Source organism: Phaeovulum sp. W22_SRMD_FR3, from assembly GCF_052113705.1.
GTDB lineage: Bacteria > Pseudomonadota > Alphaproteobacteria > Rhodobacterales > Rhodobacteraceae > JBGQOG01.
In genome coordinates this window covers 180689-205559 of sequence record NZ_JBGQOG010000007.1, presented here as the reverse complement: position 1 = coordinate 205559, position 24871 = coordinate 180689, and the positions used below count along the sequence as shown (strand labels likewise).

20 protein-coding genes are annotated in these 24871 nt (G+C 65.6%); 19 read left to right on the top strand and 1 reads right to left on the bottom strand.

Annotated features, from left to right (window positions below; all coding sequences use genetic code 11):
- Positions 1–576 precede the first annotated feature (576 nt).
- Positions 577–792: a DUF1127 domain-containing protein gene (locus ACEN2S_RS11925; protein WP_441866374.1), complete on the bottom strand. Its 216-nt coding sequence runs from the start codon at positions 790–792 to the stop codon at positions 577–579.
- A gap of 296 nt (positions 793–1088) precedes the next feature.
- Here ACEN2S_RS11925 and ACEN2S_RS11920 point away from each other — a divergent pair, with 296 nt between their 5' ends.
- From ACEN2S_RS11920 to lpxC, 19 genes are all read left to right on the top strand, one after another.
- Positions 1089–2159, top strand: a complete 1071-nt coding sequence (locus tag ACEN2S_RS11920) for an Mrp/NBP35 family ATP-binding protein (protein WP_441866373.1) — start codon at positions 1089–1091, stop codon at positions 2157–2159.
- Between the two features lie 897 nt (positions 2160–3056).
- Entirely contained in the window at positions 3057–3566 is a 510-nt protein-coding gene (gene mraZ / locus ACEN2S_RS11915) for a division/cell wall cluster transcriptional repressor MraZ (protein ID WP_441866372.1), read from the top strand.
- Positions 3563–4621 carry a 16S rRNA (cytosine(1402)-N(4))-methyltransferase RsmH gene (gene rsmH, locus ACEN2S_RS11910; RefSeq protein ID WP_441866371.1) on the top strand — a complete coding sequence of 353 codons (1059 nt, stop codon included), beginning with the start codon at positions 3563–3565 and terminating at the stop codon, positions 4619–4621. The genes mraZ and rsmH overlap by 4 nt, the downstream gene beginning before the upstream one ends.
- The gene (gene ftsL, locus ACEN2S_RS11905; protein ID WP_441866370.1) at positions 4621–4971 is read left to right on the top strand and encodes a cell division protein FtsL; all 351 of its coding nucleotides are present in this window, start codon (positions 4621–4623) and stop codon (positions 4969–4971) included. Before rsmH ends, ftsL begins: the two co-directional genes overlap by 1 nt.
- Positions 4968–6749, top strand: a complete 1782-nt coding sequence (locus ACEN2S_RS11900) for a peptidoglycan D,D-transpeptidase FtsI family protein (RefSeq protein WP_441866369.1) — start codon at positions 4968–4970, stop codon at positions 6747–6749. The genes ftsL and ACEN2S_RS11900 overlap by 4 nt, the downstream gene beginning before the upstream one ends.
- A gap of 40 nt (positions 6750–6789) precedes the next feature.
- Positions 6790–8271, top strand: coding sequence for a UDP-N-acetylmuramoyl-L-alanyl-D-glutamate--2,6-diaminopimelate ligase (locus tag ACEN2S_RS11895; protein WP_441866368.1), 1482 nt, complete (start codon positions 6790–6792; stop codon positions 8269–8271).
- On the top strand, positions 8271–9728 hold the full coding sequence (locus ACEN2S_RS11890) for a UDP-N-acetylmuramoyl-tripeptide--D-alanyl-D-alanine ligase (protein WP_441866367.1): 1458 nt from the start codon (positions 8271–8273) through the stop codon (positions 9726–9728). The genes ACEN2S_RS11895 and ACEN2S_RS11890 overlap by 1 nt, the downstream gene beginning before the upstream one ends.
- Positions 9728–10810: a phospho-N-acetylmuramoyl-pentapeptide-transferase gene (gene mraY / locus ACEN2S_RS11885; RefSeq protein ID WP_441866366.1), complete on the top strand. Its 1083-nt coding sequence runs from the start codon at positions 9728–9730 to the stop codon at positions 10808–10810. The genes ACEN2S_RS11890 and mraY overlap by 1 nt, the downstream gene beginning before the upstream one ends.
- Before the next feature lie 173 nt (positions 10811–10983).
- Positions 10984–12384, top strand: a complete 1401-nt coding sequence (gene murD / locus ACEN2S_RS11880) for a UDP-N-acetylmuramoyl-L-alanine--D-glutamate ligase (protein ID WP_441866365.1) — start codon at positions 10984–10986, stop codon at positions 12382–12384.
- A gap of 546 nt (positions 12385–12930) precedes the next feature.
- On the top strand, positions 12931–14097 hold the full coding sequence (locus tag ACEN2S_RS11875) for a peptidoglycan glycosyltransferase FtsW (protein ID WP_441866364.1): 1167 nt from the start codon (positions 12931–12933) through the stop codon (positions 14095–14097).
- A 10-nt stretch (positions 14098–14107) separates the two neighbouring features.
- The gene (locus tag ACEN2S_RS11870; protein ID WP_441866363.1) at positions 14108–15217 is read left to right on the top strand and encodes a UDP-N-acetylglucosamine--N-acetylmuramyl-(pentapeptide) pyrophosphoryl-undecaprenol N-acetylglucosamine transferase; all 1110 of its coding nucleotides are present in this window, start codon (positions 14108–14110) and stop codon (positions 15215–15217) included.
- Complete coding sequence (gene murC, locus ACEN2S_RS11865) at positions 15214–16644, top strand: UDP-N-acetylmuramate--L-alanine ligase (protein WP_441866362.1); 1431 nt, start codon at positions 15214–15216, stop codon at positions 16642–16644. Before ACEN2S_RS11870 ends, murC begins: the two co-directional genes overlap by 4 nt.
- On the top strand, positions 16641–16928 hold the full coding sequence (locus ACEN2S_RS11860) for a DUF2484 family protein (protein ID WP_441866361.1): 288 nt from the start codon (positions 16641–16643) through the stop codon (positions 16926–16928). The genes murC and ACEN2S_RS11860 overlap by 4 nt, the downstream gene beginning before the upstream one ends.
- Entirely contained in the window at positions 16925–17863 is a 939-nt protein-coding gene (murB, locus tag ACEN2S_RS11855) for a UDP-N-acetylmuramate dehydrogenase (protein WP_441866360.1), read from the top strand. Before ACEN2S_RS11860 ends, murB begins: the two co-directional genes overlap by 4 nt.
- 75 nt (positions 17864–17938) lie before the next feature.
- A complete protein-coding gene (locus ACEN2S_RS11850) occupies positions 17939–18874 on the top strand; it encodes a D-alanine--D-alanine ligase (protein ID WP_441866359.1) in 936 nt (311 codons plus the stop codon).
- A 428-nt stretch (positions 18875–19302) separates the two neighbouring features.
- Complete coding sequence (locus ACEN2S_RS11845; protein ID WP_441866380.1) at positions 19303–20286, top strand: cell division protein FtsQ/DivIB; 984 nt, start codon at positions 19303–19305, stop codon at positions 20284–20286.
- Positions 20283–21614 (top strand): cell division protein FtsA, encoded by a 1332-nt coding sequence (ftsA, locus tag ACEN2S_RS11840; RefSeq protein WP_441866358.1) that lies wholly within the window; start codon positions 20283–20285, stop codon positions 21612–21614. Before ACEN2S_RS11845 ends, ftsA begins: the two co-directional genes overlap by 4 nt.
- A 191-nt stretch (positions 21615–21805) precedes the next feature.
- A complete protein-coding gene (gene ftsZ / locus ACEN2S_RS11835) occupies positions 21806–23503 on the top strand; it encodes a cell division protein FtsZ (protein ID WP_441866357.1) in 1698 nt (565 codons plus the stop codon).
- 268 nt (positions 23504–23771) lie between these two features.
- On the top strand, positions 23772–24764 hold the full coding sequence (lpxC, locus tag ACEN2S_RS11830; protein ID WP_441866356.1) for a UDP-3-O-acyl-N-acetylglucosamine deacetylase: 993 nt from the start codon (positions 23772–23774) through the stop codon (positions 24762–24764).
- The last annotated feature ends 107 nt before the right edge of the window (positions 24765–24871 follow it).

The window sequence follows — 24871 nt, the reverse complement described above, 5'->3', positions numbered from 1 at the left end:
TACCGCCGAATACGAGACCTCAGGGAGGAGGAGGAGGCCTTCGCATGGCTTGGGCGTTCAGCCCGGTGTGGGTTCGGTGCTGCCCTCAGGGAGGAGGAGGAGAGCAGCACCTATGACGATCGGCCCAGGGAGGAGGAGGGGCCTTTCGCGTCTCGTTTGGGCCATCGGGGCCCGGAATGGGGTGGCGGTACCCTCAGGGAGGAGGAGGAGAGTACCGCCGAATACGAGACCTCAGGGAGGAGGAGGAGGCCTTCGCATGGCTTGGGCGTTCAGCCCGGTGTGGGTTCGGCGGTGCCCTCAGGGAGGAGGAGGAAGGCACCGCCTATGACGATCGGCCCAGGGAGGAGGAGGGGCCTTTCGCGTCTTGTTTGGGCGTTTCGGCCCGAATTCTGTGGCGGCGCCCTCAGGGAGGAGGAGGAGAGCGCCGCCGAGCTACGTGACCCCAGGGAGGAGGTGGGACCATCGTATAACGTGGATCTTACGATCCGGTTTCTGGTGGCGGCACCCTCAGGGAGGAGGAGGAGGGTGCCGCCAATTTCTGAGGCTCAGGGAGGAGGAGGAGCCTCAGGAAGAGAATTAGTTGCCGTAGGCGGCGTCTTGCGCCACGCGGGTGATCATCGAGCGGCTGATGCCGAGGTCGTTCAGCTCGCGGGTGGTCAGGGCGTTCAGTTCGCGAAGGGTCTGGGTGTAGACGGCGCGACGGGCGCGGGCCTCACCGATGCGGGTCACCAGAGCCATCAGACGGTCTGCAAAGCCAACTTCTGCGGTGCGGATGTTTTGAGCGAGTGCCATGTTATTCTGCCTTATCGTCGGTGCGATCCGGGGGGAGGCCCTTTTCGCGGCTGTGTTTCGGTGCGATCATTCTGTTCGCTGTTGAAGGTAATTTGCGCCTTATGCTGCGACTGCACAATCCCTTGGGTGGTCAATGCTGCCATGCGGAAAATGCATAACGTTTGCTGACGTATTTTTAGCAGCTTTGGCGCGCGATGCGTAAAGTTTGGGCGCTAACAGTGTGAAAGCTTGCTCTTCGCGCCGAAAACGGCACATTCGGGCCGGTGCAACAGGCTGCATAACCACAAAGGTATGACATGAGCATTACGAAAGAGGCCGTGCTGGCCGCCTTGTCGCGGGTCTTGTTGCCCGGGGGCGAGTCGATTGTGGCCCGCGATCTGGTGCGGGCGATGGGAATCGACGGCGGAAAGGTGCGTTTCGTGCTGGAAGCCGAGAATGCGGCCGCCGCTTCGGTGTTGGAGGGGCTGAAACCCGCCGCTGAACAGGCCGTGCGGGTGCTGGACGGGGTGAGCGAGGTGCATATCGGGGTGGCGACCCCGGCACCCGGCCCCGGCGGCAATACCGCGCCGGTGAAATTCGGCGGCCATCCGACGCCGCAGGCGGGGCCCAAGCCGGTGCCGGGCGTCAAGCAGATCATCGCCGTCGGCTCGGGCAAGGGCGGGGTGGGCAAATCCACCGTCGCCTCGAACCTCGCAGTGGCGCTGGCGCGGGCGGGGCGCAAGGTGGGCCTTCTGGACGCCGACATCTATGGGCCGAGCCAGCCGCGGATGATGGGGGTGAACAAACGCCCCGCCTCGCCGGATGGCAAGACGATCATCCCGCTGGTGGCGCATGGGGTCACCGTGATGTCGGTGGGCTTCATGCTGAAAGAGGAAGAGGCGGTGGTCTGGCGCGGCCCGATGCTGATGGGGGCGATCCAGCAGCTGCTCTATCAGGTCGACTGGGGCGTGCTGGATGTGCTGATCATCGACCTGCCGCCGGGCACGGGCGATGTGCAGCTTACGCTGGCGCAAAAGACGCCGCTGGCGGGGGCCATCGTGGTCTCCACCCCGCAGGATGTGGCGCTGCTGGATGCGCGCCGCGCGCTGGACATGTTCGCGCGGCTGAAAGTGCCGGTGCTGGGTCTCATCGAAAACATGTCTACATACATATGCCCCAACTGCGGCCATGAGGCGCATCTGTTCGGCCATGGCGGTGTGGGGGGCGAGGCGGAAAAACTGGGCCTGCCGTTCCTGGGCGAACTGCCGCTGGATCTGTCGGTGCGGCTGGCGGGCGATGGTGGCACGCCGATTGCCGCGGGCGAGGGGCCGATTTCCGACGCCTATGCCGCGCTGGCGGCACGGCTGGTGGCGCAGGGCGTCGCCTGAGTCCTGAGCGCCCACATGTGACCGCAAGATCTGGCCCGGCGGCGCGATCCGCCGGGCTTTTTGATGCCCGGAACCGAGCAGAGGCCGGATCAGGGCCTGTCAGGTAGGGGTGCGGCGGGCGGTGGGGCCGATGATCTGCGGCAATCCGGCCTTTCCTGGCATGGTGGCGTGGGACGCGGGGCAATTTCGGCGCGCGCTGGGATTTCATGGGACGCCGATGGCCGCCGGGTCGTTGCATGGGATTTCATGGGACGCGGCAGGGAGTGCGCGGGCGATATCGCCGCTTGCGGCGCGCTTGAGGCGCGATCACGCCGAATCACCGCGCCGTGATCCGGAGATTCGGGGTCGGATTCGGCGGGACACCCCGAACCACCTGTGGCTTTCGCGCCACGATCGGGTTGGAAAAACCGAAGTTGGTGCCCGTCTGGGATTTTGTGGGAAAAAATCTTCACCCGCGGCGCTTGACTATATCTGGTGGTGCTCGCGGCCTGTGACTCTACCCCTGCGCCAAATTTGCCGGAATTTCGCCACAATTCCTTGAGTCCCAAAGGGCCGCAATACCAAATCTGCGCGCCCCGGCCAAAAAAGCCCGTTGTCTCCCATGAAATCCCATGGCATCCCTTGGTCATCGAGAAGACGGGCTCACGAGGCAGCAAGACCTCGAAGGCGAAATTAGCAGGTTTCATACAGGCACCCGCTTCACGAAAAAGAGAGATCCGGCGCGCGAGCGAGCAGACATCCCCCCAGATGGCGCGCGTAGTCGGACATACCCCCGAAAAGGGGGCCCAGAAATGGGACGAGGGCGGCGGATTGGGACTGTGGCAGCAGCCCAATCCGCCGTTTCGCATTCAAGGCCCCCTCGGGGGCGCGGGACGGTGAGCGAACAGGAGCGCGCCAGTGGCACGCAGGTTCAGAGGGTCGGAAACATTCAAGGTGGACGCCAAAGGCCGCGTCTCCATTCCGGCTGCCTTCCGTCGTGTCATCGAGGCCTGCGACCCTGACTGGGTGCCCGGCAACCGCCCCAATATCGTTGTCGTCTACGGCGGACCTCGCCAGGAATGGCTTGAGGTCTACACGATGAAAGCCGTTGAAGAGATTGACGAACAAATCGAAGACATGCAGCGCGGCTCGCCCGAGCGTCTTTGGCTCGAAGAGCTGATGTACGGTCAGTCGCTGGAGGCGCAGATCGACGATGACGGCCGCCTTGTGCTGCCGCAGAAACTGCGCGACAAGATCGGCCTTGAGAATGAAGCCTTCTTCATCTCGGCCGGGGACTATTTCAAGATCTGGAAGCCTGAGACCTATGCCAGCGAGGCGGGCGGTCGTGTGCGCAAGATTGCCGAACAATATCCGGATGATTTTGACCCACGCAGCCATCTGCCCAGCCGGGGAAGGGCCTCCGCATGACCGATACCCCCGAGACTGCACCGGAAAATCTGCCGGACAATGCCCCCCATGTCCCCGTTCTGTTGCGGCCGCTGTTAAAGGCGGTCGCGCGCGTCTCTGGGGATGCGCAGGCGGGTGCTTCGATTTCCGGCGCCTGGCTCGACGGCACCTTCGGGGCAGGCGGCTACAGCCGGGGTCTGTTGGCCGAGGGCGCCGATCTGGTGATCGGGGTGGACCGCGATCCGATGGTGTTCCGCATGGCCGCGGATTGGGCCGGGGCCTATGGCGACCGGCTGCGGCTGGTCGAGGGGACCTTTTCGCATCTGGATGATTATGCGGCGGAAATCTGCCCCGAGGGGCTCGACGGTGTCGTGCTCGACCTTGGGGTCAGCTCGATGCAGCTCGACATGGCCGAACGCGGTTTTTCCTTCATGCGCGACGGACCGCTGGACATGCGGATGTCGGACAAGGGGCCCTCGGCCGCGGATCTGCTGAACAGCGCCGAAGAGGGCACGATTGCCGATATCCTTTTCCACTACGGCGAAGAGCGTGCGGCGCGGCGCATTGCCCGCAAGATCGTGGAACTGCGCGCGGTGCAGCCGTTTGAGACGACGTTCCAGCTGGTGAAGGCGGTCGAGCGTTGCCTGCCGCGGCCGAAACCGGGGCAGAGCCATCCGGCCACCCGCAGTTTTCAGGCGATCCGCATCTGGGTGAACGATGAATTCGGCCAGCTGATCGAAGGGCTTGAGGCCGCCGAACGCGCGCTGAAACCCGGCGGGCAGCTGGCGGTGGTGACCTTCCATTCGCTGGAAGACCGGGTGGTGAAACGCTTTTTGCAGGCTCGCGCCGGGCAGGAGGCGCAGGGCAGCCGCTATGCGCCGATGCGCGCCGAGGTGACCCCGGCCTTCACGCTGGTCACCCGCAAGGCGGTGGCGCCGGATGAGGAAGAATTGGCGGTCAACCCGCGGGCCCGCTCGGCCAAGCTGCGCGTGGCGCGGCGGACCGATGCGCCGGCAGGCCGGGCCGACCGGGCGACCCTGGGGCTGCCCGCCCCGGTTCTGAAGGGAGATTTCTGATGCGCAGTCTGATGTATCTTCTGACCGCGATGGCGGTGATGGGGCTGGCCTTCTGGGCCTACCGCGAGAATTACACCACGCAGGCGGCGATCAGCCAGATGCGCCGCACCCAAAGCGAGATTTCCTCGCTGCGCGAGGGGCTGAGCGTGCTGAACGCCGAATGGGCCTATCAGAACCGCCCGGACCGTCTGCGCGAATTGGTGAACCTGAACTTTGAGCGGCTGGCGCTTTTGCCGCTGGCGCCCGAGCAATTCGGCGCCGTGTCGCAGGTGACCTATCCGCCCGCCGTCGATCAGACCGCGATGAATGCCGTTGATGTCAGTGCCCCGCAGCCGGAGAGCCAGCCATGATCCGCACCCCCCTGCGCCCCTTGGCCCGTATTCTGGACGCCCGCTCTAAAGGCGAAAATCCCGATGTGATCGAGCGCGAGAACAAGCGCCAGCGGCATGAGGTGATGCGCGACAAGTCGCGCGCCCGCGCCGAGACGCGGCTGCTGATGATGGCGGTTCTGTTCATCGGTGCCTTCGCCACGGTGGGCGTCCGTATGGGCACGCTGGCCGCCGTCGCGCCGCAAGAGCCGGAAGTGGCGGAAGCGGGCAGCCCGATCATGGCGCAGCGCGCCGATATCGTTGACCGCAAGGGGCGGATTCTCGCCACCAATCTGGTGACGCATTCGCTCTATGCGCAGCCGAAACTGATGATCGACCCCGAGCGGGTGGCGGGCGAGCTGGGCAAGATCTTTCCCGATCTGGACGTGGCCCGGCTGACCAAAGACTTCACCGGCACGCGCAAGTTCCTCTGGATCAAAAAGAAAATCTCGCCCGAGCAGATGCAGGCCGTGCATGACATCGGCGATCCGGGCCTGTTGTTTGGCCCGCGCGAAATGCGCCTTTATCCTAACGGGTCACTGGCCGCGCATATCATGGGCGGTGCGAGCTTTGGCCGTGAGGGCGTGGATTCCGCCGAGATCGTGGGCGTGGCGGGCGTGGAAAAGGCCTTTGACGGCTGGCTGCGCGATCCCGCCAATGGTGGCGCGCCGCTGCAATTGTCGATCGACCTCACCGTGCAATCCGCGATGGAAGAGATCCTCGCGGGGGGCATGAAGCTGATGAATGCCAAAGGCGCTGCCGCGATCCTGATGGATGTTCATACCGGCGAAATCGTCTCGATGGCCAGCCTGCCGGATTTCGACCCCAATGACCGCCCGGCGCCGCTGACCAAGGGCGATGCCTCGGACAGCGTTCTGTTCAATCGCGCGGTGCAGGGGGTCTATGAACTCGGCTCGACCTTCAAGATTTTCGCGGTGGCGCAGGCGCTGACGCTGGGGCTGGTGACGCCCGAAACCATGATCAACACCGCCAGCCCGATGGTCTATGGCCGCTTCCGCATCCATGATTCCCACAGCCTGGGCAAGACGGCCTCGGTGACCGATGTGATCGTGGAAAGCTCGAATGTCGGCACCGCGCATATCGTGCAACTGATTGGCGGCGATCGGCAAAAATCCTTTCTGGAACAGCTGGGTTTCATGACGGCGACCAGCGTGGAACTGGGCGAAGCGCCGACCGGCCGCCCGATTCTGCCGCAAAAATGGTCCGAGATCTCGGCGATGACCATCGGCTATGGGCATGGCCTCTCCGCATCGCCGCTGCATCTGGCCGCGGCCTATGCCACGGTGGCCAATGGCGGGCGCAAGGTTACCCCCTCGCTCTTGCATGATCCCCGCCATCAACCGGGCGAACAGGTGATCAAACCCGAGGTGACCCGGCAGATCCTGTCGATGATGCGGGCCGTTGTCACCCGCGGTACCGCCTCATTCGGCGATGTGGCGGGCTATCAGGTGGCGGGCAAGACCGGCTCTGCCGACAAGACCAAGCCGACGGGCGGCTACTACAAGGACAAGGTGATCGCCACTTTCGCGGGCACTTTCCCGGCCTCTGACCCCAAATATGTGCTGGTGCTGACGCTGGACGAGCCGACGACCTATGCCGCGGGGATGAACCGCCGCACCGCAGGCTGGACCGCCGTGCCGGTCGCCGCCGAGGTGATCCGCCGCGTGGCACCGCTGCTTGGGATGCGTCCCGAGGTTGAACCCGAGGTGACGGATGTACTAACACTCGTCGGCAACTGAGCCGGCCATTCGGGCGGGCCATATCGCGGGGCATAGTACCATGACTGAACGCGGCAAATTCTTGTCCGATCTGGGGCTGACGGCAGCTTTGGGCGGCAATGTGCGGGTCACCGGCCTCACCGTGGACAGCCGAAGGGTGCAACCGGGGCATCTGTTCGCGGCACTGCCGGGCACGCTCGCGCATGGGTCTGATTTCATCCCCGCCGCGGTGGCGCAGGGGGCGGGTGCAATTCTGACCGACCGCAGCGGTGAGGCGGCGGCGCGTCTGGCGCTGAAAGACACATCGGTCGCGCTGGTCGTGGCCGAGGATCCGCGGCAGGCCCTGGCCTTTGCCGCCGCGCTCTGGTTCGAGCATCAGCCCGAGACCGTGGTCGCGGTGACCGGCACCAATGGCAAAACCTCGGTGGCCACATTCACCCGCCAGATCTGGGCGGCGCTTGGCCATGAGGCGGCGAATATTGGCACCACCGGGGTGGAGGGGGCCTTCACCGCCCCCTCGAGCCATACAACGCCCGAGCCGATCACCCTGCACCGCCTGCTCTCGGAGATGACCCTGGCTGGGGTGACCCATGCGGCGATGGAGGCCTCAAGCCACGGGCTGGCGCAGCGGCGTCTGGATGGTGTGCGGATCGCGGCGGCGGGCTTCACCAATTTCACCCAGGATCACCTCGATTATCACGCGACATTTGAGGAATATTTCCACGCCAAGGCCGGGCTCTTTGACCGCGTGCTGCCCGAGGATGGGGTGGCGGCGATCAACATCGACGATCCGCGCGGGCTGGAAATGGCCGATATCGCGCAGGATCGCGGCGCGGATGTCATTGCGGTCGGGGCCGACAGCCATGCCGATCTGCGCATCCTCGGCCAGCGTTTTGACGCGACCGGGCAGGATCTGCGGTTCTCCTGGCTGGGCAAGGTGCATATGGTGCGCCTTGGGCTGATCGGTGGTTTTCAGGCCTCGAATGTGATGATGGCGACGGCGCTGGTGATCGGCGCGGGTGCCGATCCCGAGGCGGTTTTTGCGGTGCTGCCCAAACTGACCACCGTGCGCGGGCGCATGCAGCTCGCCGCGACGCGCGAGAATGGCGCGGCGGTGTTCGTTGATTACGCCCATACGCCCGATGCGGTGGAAACCGCGCTGAAGGCGCTGCGCCCGCATGTGATGGGCCGCCTTGTGGTGGTGATGGGGGCGGGCGGCGACCGTGACCGCGGCAAGCGTCCGCTGATGGGGGCTGCTGCCACCGCCTATGCCGATCAGGTCTTTGTCACCGACGACAATCCCCGCTCGGAAGATCCCGCCAGCATCCGTGCCGCGATCATGGCCGCGGCGCCCGGCGCCTGCGAAGTGGGCGACCGCGCCGAGGCGATCCTGCGCGGCGTGGATGCTTTGGGCCCGGGCGATGCGCTCCTGATCGCGGGCAAGGGGCATGAGACGGGGCAGATCGTCGGCGACGACATCTATCCCTTTGATGATGTGGAACAAGCCAGCGTTGCGGTTGCGGCGCTTGATGGGAAGATCTGATGACCATTCTCTGGACCTCTGACGAGGCGGCGGCCGCGACGGCCGGTCGCGCAACGCGCGCTTTCGCCATCACCGGCATTTCCATCGACACCCGCGCCATCCAGCCGGGCGATCTTTTTGTGGCGCTGAAGGATCAGCGCGATGGCCATGATTTCGTGGCCGAGGCGCTGAAGAAAGGCGCCGCCGCCGCGCTGGTCAGCCGCATCCCCGAGGGCTGTTCGGAGGCCGATCCGCTGCTCCTCGTGGCGGATGTGCTGCCTGCGCTGGAGGCTCTGGGCATCGCGGGGCGCGCGCGCACCCGCGCCAAAGTGATCGCGGTGACCGGCTCGGTCGGCAAAACCTCGAGCAAAGAGATGCTGCGGGCGATTTTGGGCGCGCAGGGCAGCGTTCATGCCGCCGAGGCCAGCTATAACAACCATTGGGGCGTGCCGCTGACGCTGGCGCGAATGCCCGCCGATTGTGATTTCGCGGTGATCGAGATCGGCATGAACCATCCGGGCGAGATTGCACCCTTGGCCAGAATGGCCCGGCCGGATGCGGCAATGATCACCACCGTGGCGGCGGCGCATCTGGAGGCCTTTGAAAATGTCGAAGGCATCGCGCATGAAAAAGCCGCGATCTTTGAAGGGCTTGAGCCGGGCGGCGTCGCGGTTATCCCCGCCGATCTGGCGGTCAGCCCGATCCTGGCCCTGTCCGCCGCCGCCCGCGCGGGCAAGGTGCTGCGTTTTGGGGCGGGGCAGGAGTGCGATTTCCGTCTGGGCACGGTGACGATCACGCAGGATGTGACGATCGTCGAGGCCGCGCGCTTTGGCCAGCCGCTCCTCTTCAAGGTGCGCTCGGCGGGCCGCCATTTTGCGATGAACGCGCTGGGGGTGTTGGCGGTGGCCGAAGCGGTGGGGGCCGATCCGGCTGTGGCCGCGCTCGACATGGGCCAATGGCTGCCGCCCGCCGGGCGCGGCACGCGCGAACGCATCCAGCTCGATATCGTCGAGGACGGGCTGAGCTTTGACCTTTTCGACGATGCCTTCAACGCCAATCCGGCCTCGATGGAGGCGGCGCTGGAAGTGCTCGCCGCGGCGAAACCGCGCGATGGGGTGGGCCGGGTCAAAAAGGGCCGCCGCGTCGCCATTCTGGGCGATATGCTGGAACTTGGCCCGGATGAGGCCGCGCTGCATGCGGCGGTGGCCTCGCTGCCCGCCATGGCCCCGGTGACGATCGTGCATTGCGCGGGGCCGCGGATGCGCGCGCTCTGGCAGGCGCTGCCGCGCGAAAAGCGGGGCCAATGGTTCGAGACGGCCAAGGAACTGGCCGCGCATGCGCATCAACTTGCCGATGCCGGCGATGTCGTGCTGGTCAAGGGCTCGAAAGGGTCGAAGGTCAGTCTTGTGGTTGACGCTCTGCGCAAACTCGGGCAGTCGGGCGCCGAAGGCGCGACGGCCGCAAAGGAAACGATATAATGCTGTATTGGCTCACCGGACTCTCAGATGGCGGCGACCTGTTCAACCTGTTCCGCTACATCACCTTCCGGGCGGGTGCGGCGTTTTTCACCGCGTTGATCTTTGGTTTCATCTTTGGCCGCCCGCTGATCAACCTCCTGCGGCGCAAGCAGAAGAAAGGCCAGCCGATCCGCACTGACGGACCGGAAAGCCACTTTGCCAAGGCCGGCACCCCCACGATGGGCGGGCTGCTGATCCTCTCGGCGATTCTGGTCTCGACCCTGCTCTGGGCGCGGCTCGACAATCCCTATGTCTGGATCGTTCTGGGGGTGACCTATGGCTTTGGCCTGATCGGCTTTGCCGATGATTATGCCAAAGTGACAAAACAAAACACCAAAGGCGTTTCCAGCCGGGTGCGGTTCCTGCTCGGTCTGGCGATTGCGGCCATCGCGGGCGCCGCTGCCGCCTGGGTGCATCCGGCCGAGCTGACCGGACAACTGGCGCTGCCGGTGTTCAAGGATGCGCTGATCAACATGGGGATATTCTTCATCCCCTTCTCGATGATCGTCATCGTTGGCGCGGCCAATGCGGTGAACCTGACCGACGGGCTTGACGGCCTTGCCATCGGCCCGGTGATGATCGCGGGCGGCACTTTGGGCGCCATCGCCTATGTCGTGGGCCGGTCTGACTTTTCCGCCTATCTTGGCGTGCATTTCGTGCCCGGCACCGGCGAGATTCTGGTCTTCACCGCGGCGCTGATCGGCGGCGGCCTCGGCTTTTTGTGGTACAATGCCCCGCCCGCCGCGGTCTTCATGGGCGACACCGGCAGCCTCGCGCTGGGCGGCGCGCTCGGTGCCATCGCCGTCTGCACCAAGCACGAGATCGTTCTGGCCATCGTCGGCGGCCTTTTCGTCGTCGAAGCCCTCTCGGTGATCATCCAGGTGCTCTATTTCAAACGCACCGGCAAACGCGTCTTCCTGATGGCGCCGATCCACCATCATTTTGAGAAAAAGGGCTGGGCCGAGCCGCAGATCGTGATCCGTTTCTGGATCATCAGCCTCATCCTCGCGCTGATCGGCCTCGCCACCCTGAAACTGCGCTGATCTTCGCGCTTTCTTCTTGGTCCAACTACCTCGGGGGAAGCCCGCCGCCGCCCCGTTGAGGGGCGGCGGCGGGCTGGGGGCAGAGCCCCCTTCGGCACCCTCCCCCCGCGGCGCCACCTTGCGGCGGGCGTTGCCGCGGGCCATTGTCGCCACGCAATTCACGGAGGGGCGCGATGATTCCGGTTCAGGGCTATGACGGGCTACGGGTGGCGGTGCTGGGGCTGGGACGCTCGGGGCTTGCCACCGCAGCGGCTTTGCGCGCGGGCGGTGCCGAGGCTTTGTGCTGGGACGACAGCCCCGAGGCGCGCGCCAAGGCGGAGGCCCTCGGTTTCACGTGCCACGACCTCACCCGCGCCGATGCCTGGGCGGATGTGGCGGCGTTGATCGTCAGCCCCGGCATCCCGCATCTCTACCCCACGCCGAACAAGCTGATCGCCCGTGCGATGAACGAAGGGGTGCCGGTCGACAATGACATCGGCCTGTTCTTCCGCAGCTGGGCGCAGGCCGATTGGGACAATTTCGAGCAGACCCCCCGCATCGTCGCCGTCACCGGTTCGAACGGCAAATCGACCACCACGGCGCTGATTCACCACATCCTGCTGGCCGCAGGCCGCCCCAGCCAGATGGCGGGCAATATCGGGCGCGGCGTGCTCGACATCGACCCGGCGGTCGAGGGCGAGGTGGTGGTGCTCGAACTCTCGTCCTACCAAACCGATCTGGCGCGCTCGCTGACCCCGGATGTGGCGGTGTTCACCAATCTCTCGCCCGATCACCTCGACCGGCACGGCGGCATGGGCGGCTATTTCGCGGCCAAGCGGCGGCTGTTTGTCGAGGGCGGACCGGATCGGGCGGTGATCGGCATTGATGAGCCGGAGGGCGTATTCCTCGCCAATCAGATGGCGATGGGGCGCGCGGATGACCGGGTGATCCGGATCAGCGCCGCCAAGAAACTGGGCGATTTCGGCTGGTCGGTCTTTGCCCGCAAGGGCTTTCTCGCCGAATGGCGCAAGGGGCGGCAGGTGGCCTCGATCGATCTGCGCGGCATTCAGGGCCTGCCCGGCGCGCATAACCACCAGAACGCCTGCGCCGCCTATGCCGCCTGCCGCACCCTCGGTGTGCCGCCGCGCGAGATTGAGGCGGCCTTTCACACCTTTGCGGGGCTGCCGCACCGCAGCCAGACCATCGCTGAAAAGGCGGGGGTGCGCTATGTGAATGACTCCAAGGCGACCAATGTCGACAGTGCGGCCAAGGCCCTGCAGGCCTTCGGCAATATCCGCTGGATCGCAGGCGGCTTGGGCAAGGAGGGCGGCATTGCGGGGCTTCTGCCGCATCTTTTTTCGGTGAAAAAGGCCTATCTCATCGGCCATTCCGCGCGGGATTTCGCGCTGGAACTCGGTGACTTGCCGCATGAGATCTGCACCACCATGGCCGACGCGGTGGCGCGTGCGCAGGCCGAGGCCGAGGCGGGCGATACCGTCCTGTTGGCCCCGGCGGCGGCGAGTTTCGACCAGTATCCCAATTTCGAGAAGCGCGGCGAGCATTTCGCGGAGCTGGTGGCGGCCTTGCCGGGCTGAGCGCCACCCGGGCTCGGCCAGGGTCCGTTGCAGGACGTTGGCCGAGCGGACAAGGGCACTGGCCTCTGCCTCGGAGACCCTTTGCACAGCATCGCCACCACCCTGATGCGCCGACCATGCCCGCGCCTATGATGCCGAACTTCCTGCCTGGCCCTCCTGTGGTGCAAACACCTGCGTCGGGGCCGGATTGCGACTGGCCCATTGCGCATCGCGCCAAGCCTCATCGCGGGGCAGGGGCTGGCGGGCCTTCGGCGGCGGGCAGGGCCGGGGCCCCGGTCTTTGCCGGGACCGGGCGCGTGTGGCGCGGGCGTGAGGCCCGGCCCGGAAGGCGGGGCCAGAATGCAGGGTCGGAAGACGGTGGGCAGGACCGCATCACAGACCCCGTGAGAAACCCCGATGCGCGAAAACATGCTTAAGATATCAGCTGTTGCCGCTCCTGTGAGCCGATCTGCGCCATTCAATGCTGGAAACGCCGCCGCAAGAGGAGTAGTCTTTCCTCAGACCCGGCAAACGGGCGATTTCTTGAGGCAGTGACGGCGGTATCCCATGACAGAGATGGTCTTTGGCACCGTGCCCGCTCGGGCAGGTGAACCTGTACTCCCCCGGTGGTGGCGGACACTCGACAAATGGTCGCTCAGTTGCGTTCTGGGCCTGTTTGGCATGGGCATTCTGCTGGGTCTGGCCGCGTCAGTGCCGCTGGCGGAAAAGAACGGCCTGCCGCCGTTCTACTACGTGACCCGTCAGGCGTTCTTCGGTGGCGTCGCGATGCTGGTGATGATGCTCACCTCGATGCTGACCCCGGCGCAGGTGCGCCGTCTGGGCGTGCTGGGCTTTGGCGTTTTCTTCTTCGCGCTGATGATGCTGCCCTTCTTTGGCACCGATTTCGGCAAAGGGGCGGTGCGTTGGTTCTCGTTCGGTTTCGCCTCGTTCCAGCCTTCGGAATTCCTCAAGCCCGGTTTTGTCATTCTGGCGGCCTGGTTGATGGCGGCGGGCGAGGAGATCGGCGGGCCTCCGGGCAAGCTCTATTCCTTTTTCGTCGCGGTGACGGTGGTGCTGTTTCTGGCGACCCAGCCTGACTTTGGTCAGGCGGCGCTGGTGCTGTTCTCCTGGGCGGTGATGTATTTCATCGCGGGCGCACCGGTGGTGCTGCTGACCTTTCTGGCCGGGCTGACCACGCTCGGCGGCTTTGTCGCCTATAATTCCTCCGAGCATTTCGCCCGCCGGATCAACGGCTTCCTCTCGGCCGAGATCGACCCGCGCACCCAGATCGGCTATGCGACCAATGCCATTCAAGAGGGTGGCTTCTTTGGCGTGGGCGTCGGCGAAGGCACGGTGAAATGGTCGCTGCCCGATGCGCATACCGATTTCATCATCGCGGTGGCCGCCGAGGAATATGGCCTCATTCTCGTGCTGATCATCATGGCGCTCTACGCCACCGTGGTCGCCCGCTCGCTGATCCGGCTGATGAAAGAGCGCGATCCCTTCACCCGGCTGGCGGGGGCGGGGCTCGCCTGCGCCTTTGGCGTGCAGGCCTTCATCAACATGGGGGTGGCGGTGCGCCTTCTGCCCGCCAAGGGGATGACGCTGCCCTTCGTGTCTTATGGCGGCTCTTCGGTGATTGCCTCCGGCATTGCGCTGGGGATGCTGCTGGCCTTGACCCGCACCCGGCCGCAGGGCCAGATTGGCGACATTCTGGCGCGGCGCGCCCGGTAAGGATATCCCGATGACCCGTTCTGACAAGGCTCCGCTGCTGTTGATCGCCGCCGGGGGCACCGGCGGGCATATGTTCCCCGCGCAGGCTCTGGCCGAAGCGATGGTGCGGCGTGGCTGGCGGGTGAAACTCTCCACCGATGCGCGGGGCGCCCGCTATACCGGCGGTTTCCCGCATGTGGTGCAGGTCGAGCAGGTGGCCAGCGCCACCTTTGCCCGCGGCGGCCTTCTGGCGAAGCTGGCAGTGCCCTTCCGTATTCTGGGGGGCATTTTCGGGGCCATTCGCGCCAACCGTGCCGATCCGCCGAAAGTGGTGGTGGGCTTTGGCGGCTATCCGACCATTCCCGCGCTCGCCTCGGCGGTGGTGCTGGGCCTGCCGCGGATGATCCATGAGCAAAACGGCGTCATGGGCAAGGTGAACACCAAATTCGCCCGCCGCGTCGCCTGCATCGCCTGCGGCACCTGGCCCACGGCGTTGCCCGAGGGGGCCGAGGGCGTGCATACCGGCAATCCGGTCCGCGCCGCGATCCTTGAGCGGGCAGGGGCCCCCTATATTCCGCCCGGCGATTACCCGATGTCGATCCTGGTCATCGGCGGCTCGCAAGGCGCGCGCATTCTGTCCGATGTGGTGCCTGCGGCCCTTGCCAGATTGCCCGAACCGATGCGCGGCCATCTGCGCGTGGCGCATCAGGCGCGCGATGAGGACATGACCCGCGCGATCGCCGCCTATCAGGAGGCCGGGATCAATGCAGAGGTGCAACCCTTCTTCAAGGATGTGCCGCGCCGCCTGTCGGAAGTGCAGCTGGTGATCTCGCGCTCGGGCGCGAGTTCGGTGGCCGATATTTCGGTGGTGGGCCGCCCCGCGATCCTCGTGCCCTATGCGGCGGCGACGGGCGATCATCAGACGGCGAATGCGCGCGGGCTGGTCGATGCGGGGGGGGCGATCCTGATCCCGGAGGCGCGTCTGACGCCGGAAGTGCTGGCCGAACAGGTGGCGCTGGTGCTGGACAATCCGCACGGCGCGTTGCAGATGACGCTCGCTGCATTGAGTTATGGCATGCCGGACGCGACGGAACGTCTGGTTGAATTGGTTGAAGGCCTTGTGAGGAAAGACGAAAAATGAACGCTGCTGCCACAAAACTTCCGGGCGAACTGGGGCCCATCCATTTCGTGGGCATCGGCGGCATTGGCATGTCGGGGATTGCTGAAGTGCTGATGACTTTGGGCTACCGCGTGCAGGGATCTGACGCCAAAGCCTCAAAGATCACCGATCGTCTGGTGGAACTGGGCGCCACCTTCTTTGAGGGGCAGCGGGCCGAGAACATCGGCGATGCGGCGGTGGTGGTGATCTCTTCCGCGATCAAGAAGGGCAACCCGGAGCTGGAAGAGGCGCGCCGTCATGGCCTGCCCGTGGTGCGCCGCGCCGAGATGCTGGCCGAGCTGATGCGGCTGAAGTCGAACATCGCGATTGCCGGCACGCATGGCAAGACCACCACCACGACGATGGTGGCGACGCTGCTGGACAAGGGGAATTTCGACCCGACCGTCATCAACGGCGGCATCATTCATGCCTATGGCTCGAACGCGCGCGCGGGCGCCGGTGAATGGATGGTGGTTGAGGCGGATGAGAGCGACGGCTCCTTCAACCGGCTGCCCGCGACCATTGCCATCGTCACCAATATCGACCCCGAGCATATGGAGCATTGGGGCAGCTTTGACGCGTTGCGCAAAGGCTTTTACGATTTCGTCTCCAACGTGCCCTTCTATGGTCTGGCGATCTGCTGCACTGATCATGCGGAAGTGCAGGCTTTGGTCGGACGCATCACCGACCGCCGCATCGTCACCTTTGGCTTTAACGCGCAGGCCGATGTGCGGGCGGTCAATCTGACCTATGAGAATGGCGTGGCGCATTTCGATGTGGCCCTGCAGGGCGAGGGGCCGGATGCCGAAGGCAATCCGCAGCTGATCGAGGGCTGCACCCTGCCGATGCCGGGTGATCACAACGTCTCCAACGCCTTGTCCGCGATTGCGGCGGCGCGCCATCTCGGGATGAAGAAAGACGAGATCCGCGCCGCGCTGGCCGGTTTTGGCGGGGTGAATCGGCGGTTCACCAAAGTGGCCGAGTTGAACGGCGTCACCATCATCGACGATTACGGCCACCATCCGGTCGAGATTGCCGCCGTGCTGCGCGCCGCGCGGCAATCGACCAAGGGCCGGGTGATCGCCGTGCATCAGCCGCACCGCTACACGCGTCTGCATTCGCTGTTTGACGATTTCTGCACCTGCTTCAACGAAGCTGATGTGGTTGGCATTTCCGAGATTTACTCGGCGGGTGAAGAGCCGATCCCCGGTGCCTCGCGCGATGATCTGGTGGCGGGGCTGATCGCCCATGGCCACCGCCACGCCCGCGCGGTGATCGACGAGGCGGATCTGGCGCGGCTGGTGCGCGAGCAGGCACGGCCGGGCGATATGGTGGTCTGCCTTGGGGCGGGCACGATTTCCACTTGGGCGAATGGTTTGCCGGTGGCGCTGAAAGGCTGGGGCGCATGACGCTGCCGCTGATCCTCGCCTGTCTTTGGGTGCTGGCCGCCACGCTGATCGCGCTGGCGCCGCGCGGGCTGCATTGGCCCGGCGCCTGGGCGCTGATCGCGGTGGGGGTGCCGATCCTGGGCTGGGTGACGCTGACGCATGGTCCCTGGGTGGGGCTGGCGGTGCTGGCGGCGGGGGTGTCGATCCTGCGCTGGCCGGTGATTTTTCTGGCGCGCCGCCTGCTGGGTCACCGTCTGCTGGGGCGCCGTCCTGTCGCGCAGCATGAGGATGAGGTGGCAAAATGAGCCTGCCGCTTTCGGGCTATACCCCGCGCGGCGCGCTGACCCCGAACCGCCCGCTGGCCGATCTGACCTGGCTGCGCGTCGGCGGCCCGGCGGATTGGCTGTTTCAACCCGCCGATCTCGCGGATTTGCAAGGGTTTCTCGCGGCGTTGCCCCCTGAGATTGCGGTGTTCCCGATGGGCGTCGGCTCCAACCTCATCGTGCGCGATGGCGGGCTGCGGGCGGTGGTGATCCGTCTGGGCCGGGGCTTTAACGGCATTGAGGTTTCGGGCGGCCGCGTCGTCGCGGGCACGGCGGCGCTCGATGCGCATGTGGCGCGGCGGGCGGCAGAGGCCGGGGTTGACCTCACCTTTCTGCGCACGATCCCCGGGGCTGTCGGCGGCGCGGTGCGGATGAATGCGGGCTGCTACGGTTCCTATGTCGCCGATCATCTGATCGACGTGCAGGCGGTGACGCGGGCGGGCGATCTGGTCACCCTGAGCGCCGCCGACCTGAAACTGGCCTACCGGCAAAGCGAATTGCCCGAGGGCTGGGTGCTGGTCTCGGCCACATTCACCGGCCAGCCGGGCGATCCGGCGGCGCTGGAGGCGAAAATGGCCGATCAGATCGCCAAACGGGACGCCAGCCAGCCAACCCGGGACCGCAGCGCGGGCTCCACCTTCCGCAATCCGGTGGGGCATTCGTCGACGGGCCGCGCCGATGACACGCATGAGTTGAAGGCCTGGAAGGTCATTGATGATGCGGGGATGCGGGGCGCAACCCTCGGTGGCGCGCAAATGTCGCCGATGCATTCCAACTTCCTGATCAACACCGGTGGCGCAACAGCCGCAGATCTTGAGGGTCTTGGTGAGGAAGTGCGAAAAAGGGTTTTGCAGCACAGCGGAATTTCGCTACAGTGGGAAATCATGCGGGTCGGCGAAACAGCACCGCAGGACTGATCCCGATAAACGGACTAAGTTCCGGGACGGATTAAAAAAACAACCACGGGGGAAATACCCCGGGAAGAGGCAAACGTGGCGGGTGTGTCGAGCAGGACAACCCAACTCGTGGCGGTATTGATGGGCGGACCTTCTGCGGAGCGGGAGGTTTCTCTGTCGACGGGGCATGCATGTGCTCAGGCGTTGCGGGTGGCGGGTTATGAGGTCGTCGAGGTCGACGCCGGGGTCCGTTTGGGCCCCGATATCGCCGTGCGGCTGGCGGAGCTGCAACCCGACGTTGTGTTCAATGCGCTGCACGGGCCGCTGGGCGAAGATGGCCGAGTGCAGGGGCTGCTGGAATGGCTGGGCCTCGCCTATACCCATTCGGGCGTGCTCGCCTCGGCGCTGGCGATGGACAAGACCCGCACCAAGGACATTTACCGCGCCGCCGGTCTGCCGGTGGTGCACAGCATTCTCGCCCCGAAATCCGAGGTGATGGCGCGGCATGTGCTGCCCGCCCCCTATGTGGTCAAGCCGAACAACGAAGGTTCTTCGGTCGGCGTCTATCTGGTGATGGATGGTGCGAACACGCCGCCGATGTTGTCGGCCGAGATGCCTGACACGGTGCTGGTGGAAACCTACGCGCCGGGGCGCGAGCTGACCTGTTCCGTGCTGGGCGACCGCGCGCTTTGTGTCACCGAAATTCAGACCACCGGCTGGTATGATTACGCGGCGAAATACACGGTGGGCGGCTCGACCCATGTGGTGCCCGCCGAAATCCCCGCCGAGATCACCGAAGCCTGCATGGATTACGCCCTGCGCGCGCATCGGGCGCTCGGGTGCCGCGGCCTCACGCGGACCGATTTTCGCTGGGACGACAGCCGGGGTCTGGCCGGTCTGATCCTGCTCGAGACCAACACGCAGCCGGGGATGACCGCCACTTCGCTCAGCCCCGAGCAGGCGCAGGTGATGGGGATCTCCTTCCCCGAACTCTGCCGCTGGATTGTCGAGGATGCCTCATGCGCCCGATGAACAGCCCCTATGATGAACCGGTTCTGACCCGCCCGCGCGGTGGCGCGCGGCCCCTCGATACCGCGCGCGCCCCGCTGCTGGCGGCCAATGAGCCGCCGGTCTGGCGTCAGGCGCCGGTCGATCCGGTGCCCGAGCCGCGCGCGCTCGAGAATGATTTCGCCCGCATCTGGGAAGATGACGTGGCGGATGAGGGGGAGGAGCAGGGCTTCAATATCTTCGGGGATCCCGAGATCTATGCCCATGCCGTCCCGGGACAGGGACGGGGGCAGGGATGGGCGGATCACGATCCGGCCTATGACGATGCGGGCGAAGCGGCGGGTTGGCTGCAAAGTGCCGCTGCCGGTCAGGGTGCGCAGCTGCGCCGCCGGACCGATGATGGCCGCGCAGAGCCGCGTTTTGCCGCGCAATCTGCGCAGCCGCGCAGCCGGATGCCCGGCATGGCCGCCGCATTTTCCGCGGGCGGCAAGGCGCAGGGTGGCAAATCGGCGAGCCGTTTGCAGGCGCAACTGAGCGCCGCCGCCGCGCAGCCCGCACCGCAGCGCAACGTGCCGCGCCGCGATCCGGCGCCGTCGCGTCTGGCCTACCGGCTGCAACGCCTGTGGCTGACGCCGATGGTGCGGGTGCTGACCCGTGTTGGCTTGCCGATCCTGACGGTGGCTTTGGCGCTTGGGCTCTGGCTGGGCAATGCCGACCGCCGTGCGGCCATTCTTGCCAAATATGAAGAGGTCAAGACGCAGATCCAGAACCGCCCCGAGTTCATGGTCGGCCTGCTGAAGATCGAAGGCGCCGAGCCCGAGATTGATCAGGCCATCCGCGCCATGCTGCCGCTGAAACTGCCCGCTTCCAGCTTTCAGCTGGATCTGCCGGCGCTTCAGGATCTGATCGGCGGGCTGGATGCGGTCGCGGCAGTGGATCTGCGCATCCGCACCGGCGGTGTGCTTGAGGTGAAAGTGACCGAGCGGGTGCCCGCGATCTTGTGGCGTCATGCCAATGGGCTTGAACTGCTGGACAGCACCGGCCACCGCGTGGCGACGCTGATCGCGCGCGAAAGCCGCCCCGACCTGCCGCTGATCGCGGGCGAGGGGGCCGAGGCGCATGTGCCCGAAGCCCTGGCGCTTCTGGCGGCGGCCGGGCCGATCCTGAAACGCGCCCGCGGTCTCGTGCGGATCGGCGAGCGGCGCTGGGATCTGGTGCTCGACCGCGACCAGCGCATTCTATTGCCCGAATCCGATCCGGTGCAGGCTCTGGAGCGCGTCATCGCGCTCGACCGTGCCGAGGATCTGATGGCCCGTGATTTTACCATACTCGATATGCGCAACGAAGATCGCCCGACGATCCGCCTCTCGGCCACCGCCGTTGAGGAAATGAACAAGATTGCAACGGGCGCAACAAAAACGAGGGCGAGCAGATGACCGATCTTTATCAGTCGCAGCGGATGATGCGTCAGATGCGTCGCGCGGCGATGCAGCGGGGCGTGATCGCGATCCTGGATGTGGGATCGTCAAAGATTGCCTGTCTGGTGCTGCGCTTTGATGGCGCCGACCAGATGCGCGAGGATGGTGTGGGGCCGATGGCGGGGCAGTCGGGCTTTCGCGTGATCGGTGCCGCCACCACCCGCTCGCGCGGGGTGCGCTTTGGCGAGATTGACGCCATGGCCGAGACCGAACGCGCCATCCGCACCGCCGTGCAGGCCGCCCAGAAGATGGCCAATGTGCGCGTGGATCACGTCATCGCCTGTTTCTCGGGCGCGCATCCGCGCAGCTATGGCCTCGCGGGGGAATCGCAGGTTGAGGGCAGCCATGTTTCGGAACAGGATGTGGCGCGCGTTCTCGCCTCGTGTGACGTGCCCGATTACGGCGCGGGCCGCGAGGTGATGCATGCGCAGCCGGTGAACTTCGCGCTCGATCACCGCTCGGGTCTGGGTGATCCGCGCGGCCATGTGGGCCAGCGGCTGGCGGTGGACCTGCATCTGCTGACGGTGGATGCGGCTTCGGTGCAGAACCTCGTTTACTGCATCAAGCGCTGCGATCTTGAACTCGCGGGCATCGCCTCATCGGCCTATGTGTCGGGCGTGGCGGCGCTGGTCGAGGATGAGCAGGAGCTGGGGGCCGCCTGCATCGATATGGGCGGCGGTTCGACCGGCGTCTCGATCTTCATGAAAAAACACATGATCTTTGCCGATGCGGTGCGTCTGGGCGGCGACCATGTCACCCGCGACATCGCGGCGGGGCTGCAAGTGCCGCATGCGGTGGCGGAGCGGATCAAAACCTTCTATGGTGGCGTGCATGCGACCGGGATGGATGATCGCGAGATGATCGAGATCGGTGGCGACAGCGGCGATTGGGAAAAAGACCGCCGTCAGGTCAGCCGGACCGAGCTGATCGGCATCATGCGCCCGCGCGTCGAGGAGATCCTCGAGGAGGCGCGCGGTTTGCTGGACGCGGCGGGATTCGATCATCTGCCCTCGCAGCAGATCGTCCTGACCGGCGGTGCCAGCCAGATTCCGGGGCTGGATGGTCTGGCCGCGCGGATTCTGGGCCAGAACGTGCGTCTGGGCCGTCCGCTGCGCGTGCAGGGGTTGCCGCAGGCGGCAACCGGCTCAGGCTTTGCCAGCGCCGTCGGGCTGGCGCTCTTTGCCGCGCATCCGCAGGATGAGTGGTGGGATTTCGAAATCCCGGCAGAGCGTTATCCGGCACGCTCGTTGAAACGCGCCATGCGCTGGTTCAAGGACAACTGGTAAGTCACATACTTTCGATAGCTACCAGATACGGGGTCTTGGGCGAAATGCCGCCCAAGACCCCGTTGGCATGCCTATATTTTGTGTTGACCTGTGTTTTTTAGGTGACGCGCCCCGGTAATCGGAGTAAAAATGAGGGTATTGCGGGGTACAATCGGCCGAAACGGGCCGTGAAGAAAACACAGGCGGAAACCATGACCTTGAACCTGATGATGTCCGATCGTGAAGAGCTGAAGCCGCGGATCACCGTTTTCGGCGTCGGCGGGGCAGGCGGCAACGCCGTCAACAACATGATCGAGAAGAACCTTGAGGGCGTCGAGTTCGTGGTGGCGAACACCGATGCGCAGGCGCTTCAGCAATCGAAATCCTCTGCCCGCATCCAGATGGGTGTGAAGGTGACCGAGGGTCTGGGTGCCGGTGCGCGCCCGACCGTGGGCGCCGCCGCGGCAGAAGAGACGATTGAGGAAATCGTCGATCACCTCGCGGGCGCACACATGTGCTTCATCACCGCCGGGATGGGCGGCGGCACCGGCACCGGCGCGGCCCCGATCATCGCGCAAGCCGCGCGGGAGCTTGGCGTGCTGACCGTGGGCGTGGTGACCAAACCCTTCCAGTTCGAAGGGCCGAAGCGGATGCGTCAAGCCGAAGAGGGCATTGATGCGCTGCAAAAGGTCGTCGACACGCTGATCATCATTCCGAACCAGAATCTGTTCCGCCTGGCCAATGAAAAGACCACCTTCACCGAAGCCTTCGCTTTGGCCGATGACGTGCTTTATCAGGGCGTTAAAGGCGTGACCGACCTGATGGTGCGTCCGGGCCTGATCAACCTCGACTTTGCCGACGTGCGCGCGGTGATGGACGAGATGGGCAAGGCGATGATGGGCACCGGCGAAGCCTCGGGCGAAGACCGGGCGCTGCAGGCCGCCGAGAAGGCGATTGCCAACCCGCTCCTGGACGAGATCTCGCTGCGCGGCGCCAAAGGCGTGCTGATCAACATCACCGGCGGCTACGACATGACCCTGTTCGAGCTGGACGAAGCCGCGAACCGCATCCGCGAGGAAGTGGATCCGGATGCCAACATCATCGTCGGCTCGACGATGGACCCGACGCTCGATGGCATGATGCGCGTTTCGGTCGTGGCCACCGGCATCGACGCCGCCCCGGCGACCGCCGAAGTGCCGGTCCCGCGCCGCCGTCTGGCCGAGCCGCTGCAACCGGCCGAGCAGCATTATGCTCCGGCACCGGAAGCGCCGCGTCAGCCCGCGCTGACGGTGAATGTGCAGCCCGCTCCGGCACCGCAACAGCCGGTGCAGCAGCCTGTGCAGCAGCGCGCCCCGCAGCAACCGGTTCACCAGCAACCGGTGCAACAGCAGCCCGTGCATCAGCAACCGGCCCAACACCAGCCGGTGCAGCAAGAGCGCAACCTGTTCAACGCCTCGGACGACAGCGATCTGCCGCCGGCGGCCTACCGCCCGCAGCCCGCGCAACACGCCCCGCGCGACCTCTATGTCGAGGAAGATGCGGCGGCCTTTGTGGCACCGCGCCCGCGCTCGCCCGGCACGCCTTCGCCGGAAGCGCTGGCCCGTTTGCAGGCGGCCGTCAGCAAGGCCCCGGCCACCCCGGCGCAGCAACGCCCGGCCGCGCAGCCGATGGCTGCACAGCGCCAGCCCGCGCCGCAGCCGCGTCCGGCCGCCGAAAAGCCGCGCTTTGGCATCAACTCGCTGATCAACCGGATGACCGGGCAGGGCGACGCCCATGCGCAGGGCGCGGCCCATGCCGCCGCCGCGCGCCCGCAAGCGCCGCAGCATGCCGCTTATGATGACGAGCCGGAGACCGATCCCGATCAGGACCGGATCGAAATTCCGGCCTTCCTGCGCCGCCAGGCCAACTGATCGGGCTAGTCTGCGGTTGAAATGTAACAGTGCAACTGCAGAAACCCATCACAAAGTAAACTTCAAGGGCCGGGGATTTCCCGGCCCTTTTTCTATTTGATTCAAATGCTTGCATTCCCTCCGGCGGTAATGTGCCGCTGCGGCGTGTTAATGTTTCAACACGTTACAAAGAGTGAATTGTGATGCGGGGCGACCCTGATTAGGTGATGCTGCGAGCCAGCACCCTTTGAAAACAGGGCCGCGGGCCGACCCAAAGATAGGTGACCCCGTGCAAACGACGATCAAATCCTCGGCTACTTTCGACGGCACCGGCCTGCATTCCGGCGCCCCGGTGCGGCTGGAAATCTGTCCGGCGCCGATGGGGCATGGCATCGTCTTTGAACGCAGCGATGTCACCTCGGGTGAAGCGCGGATTCCGGCGATCTGGGATGCGGTGACCCCGTCCAAGCTCTGCACGCTGATCGAGAATGCCGATGGCGTTTCGGTCTCGACGATCGAGCATGTGATGGCGGCGCTGGCGGGCTGTGGCATCCGCAATGCGCTGGTGCGCATCGACGGGCCGGAAGTGCCGATCCTCGATGGTTCGGCGGCACCGTTTGTGGCGGGCATTCTGGAGCAGGGCATCTTGCAACAGGGCGGCGCCCTGCGCGGTCTGCGGATCCTGCGCGCGGTGGAAGTGCGCGAGGGTGAGGCCGTTGCGCGGCTGGAGCCGGGCCGCGACACGCTGGAGATCGATTTCGAGATCGACTTTGCCGATGCCGCGATCGGGCATCAGGAAAAGCGCCTGAACATGGCGAATGGCGCCTTTCTGCGCGAGCTGATGGACAGCCGCACTTTCTGCCGCCAGGCGGATGTGGATTTCATGCGCGCCAACGGCCTGGCGCTTGGCGGCACGATGGAAAATGCCGTGGTGGTGGATGGCGACCGGGTGCTCTCGCCCGGTGGCCTGCGGCATGCGGATGAGGCGGTGCGCCACAAGATGCTCGACGCTCTGGGCGATCTTGCCTTGGCGGGCGCGCCAATCCTCGGCCGTTACATCGGGCACCGGGCGGGCCATGCGATGACCAACCGTCTGCTGCGCGCCCTTTTTGCCGATCCGGCCGCCTTTGCCTGGGTGGATCTGACCCCGGCCGAGGCCTCGGTTCTGCCGGGCGCCGGGCTGGAGGCGCCGCAATACCGCACCTTGGTGCAGGCGCATGGCGCTGCGCGGGCGGGCGTTTCGCGCCGCGCCCCGGTCGCGGCCGCCCGGGCGTTTCATTAAGCCGCCCTCCGGGTGCGAAAGGCGTTTTGCGCCCCGGATTTTTCTGTGCTAGGACGGGCGAACACCGCCCCTTGGGGCCGGATCGAACAACCGTAAAAAGCAGGATA

Excerpts from the sequence above, each read along its gene's own strand:
- murD (WP_441866365.1), top strand. The coding sequence starts at position 10,984 with ATGATTCCGGTTCAGGGCTATGACGGGCTACGGGTGGCGGTGCTGGGG.
- ACEN2S_RS11875 (WP_441866364.1), top strand. The coding sequence starts at position 12,931 with ATGACAGAGATGGTCTTTGGCACCGTGCCCGCTCGGGCAGGTGAACCT.
- ACEN2S_RS11845 (WP_441866380.1), top strand. The coding sequence starts at position 19,303 with ATGCCCGGCATGGCCGCCGCATTTTCCGCGGGCGGCAAGGCGCAGGGT.
- ftsA (WP_441866358.1), top strand. The coding sequence starts at position 20,283 with ATGACCGATCTTTATCAGTCGCAGCGGATGATGCGTCAGATGCGTCGC.
- ACEN2S_RS11920 (WP_441866373.1), top strand. The coding sequence starts at position 1,089 with ATGAGCATTACGAAAGAGGCCGTGCTGGCCGCCTTGTCGCGGGTCTTG.
- mraY (WP_441866366.1), top strand. The coding sequence starts at position 9,728 with ATGCTGTATTGGCTCACCGGACTCTCAGATGGCGGCGACCTGTTCAAC.
- ACEN2S_RS11890 (WP_441866367.1), top strand. The coding sequence starts at position 8,271 with ATGACCATTCTCTGGACCTCTGACGAGGCGGCGGCCGCGACGGCCGGT.
- murB (WP_441866360.1), top strand. The coding sequence starts at position 16,925 with ATGAGCCTGCCGCTTTCGGGCTATACCCCGCGCGGCGCGCTGACCCCG.
- ACEN2S_RS11895 (WP_441866368.1), top strand. The coding sequence starts at position 6,790 with ATGACTGAACGCGGCAAATTCTTGTCCGATCTGGGGCTGACGGCAGCT.
- ACEN2S_RS11870 (WP_441866363.1), top strand. The coding sequence starts at position 14,108 with ATGACCCGTTCTGACAAGGCTCCGCTGCTGTTGATCGCCGCCGGGGGC.
- ACEN2S_RS11925 (WP_441866374.1), bottom strand. The coding sequence starts at position 792 with ATGGCACTCGCTCAAAACATCCGCACCGCAGAAGTTGGCTTTGCAGAC.
- ftsZ (WP_441866357.1), top strand. The coding sequence starts at position 21,806 with ATGACCTTGAACCTGATGATGTCCGATCGTGAAGAGCTGAAGCCGCGG.
- ACEN2S_RS11860 (WP_441866361.1), top strand. The coding sequence starts at position 16,641 with ATGACGCTGCCGCTGATCCTCGCCTGTCTTTGGGTGCTGGCCGCCACG.
- rsmH (WP_441866371.1), top strand. The coding sequence starts at position 3,563 with ATGACCGATACCCCCGAGACTGCACCGGAAAATCTGCCGGACAATGCC.
- ftsL (WP_441866370.1), top strand. The coding sequence starts at position 4,621 with ATGCGCAGTCTGATGTATCTTCTGACCGCGATGGCGGTGATGGGGCTG.
- murC (WP_441866362.1), top strand. The coding sequence starts at position 15,214 with ATGAACGCTGCTGCCACAAAACTTCCGGGCGAACTGGGGCCCATCCAT.
- ACEN2S_RS11900 (WP_441866369.1), top strand. The coding sequence starts at position 4,968 with ATGATCCGCACCCCCCTGCGCCCCTTGGCCCGTATTCTGGACGCCCGC.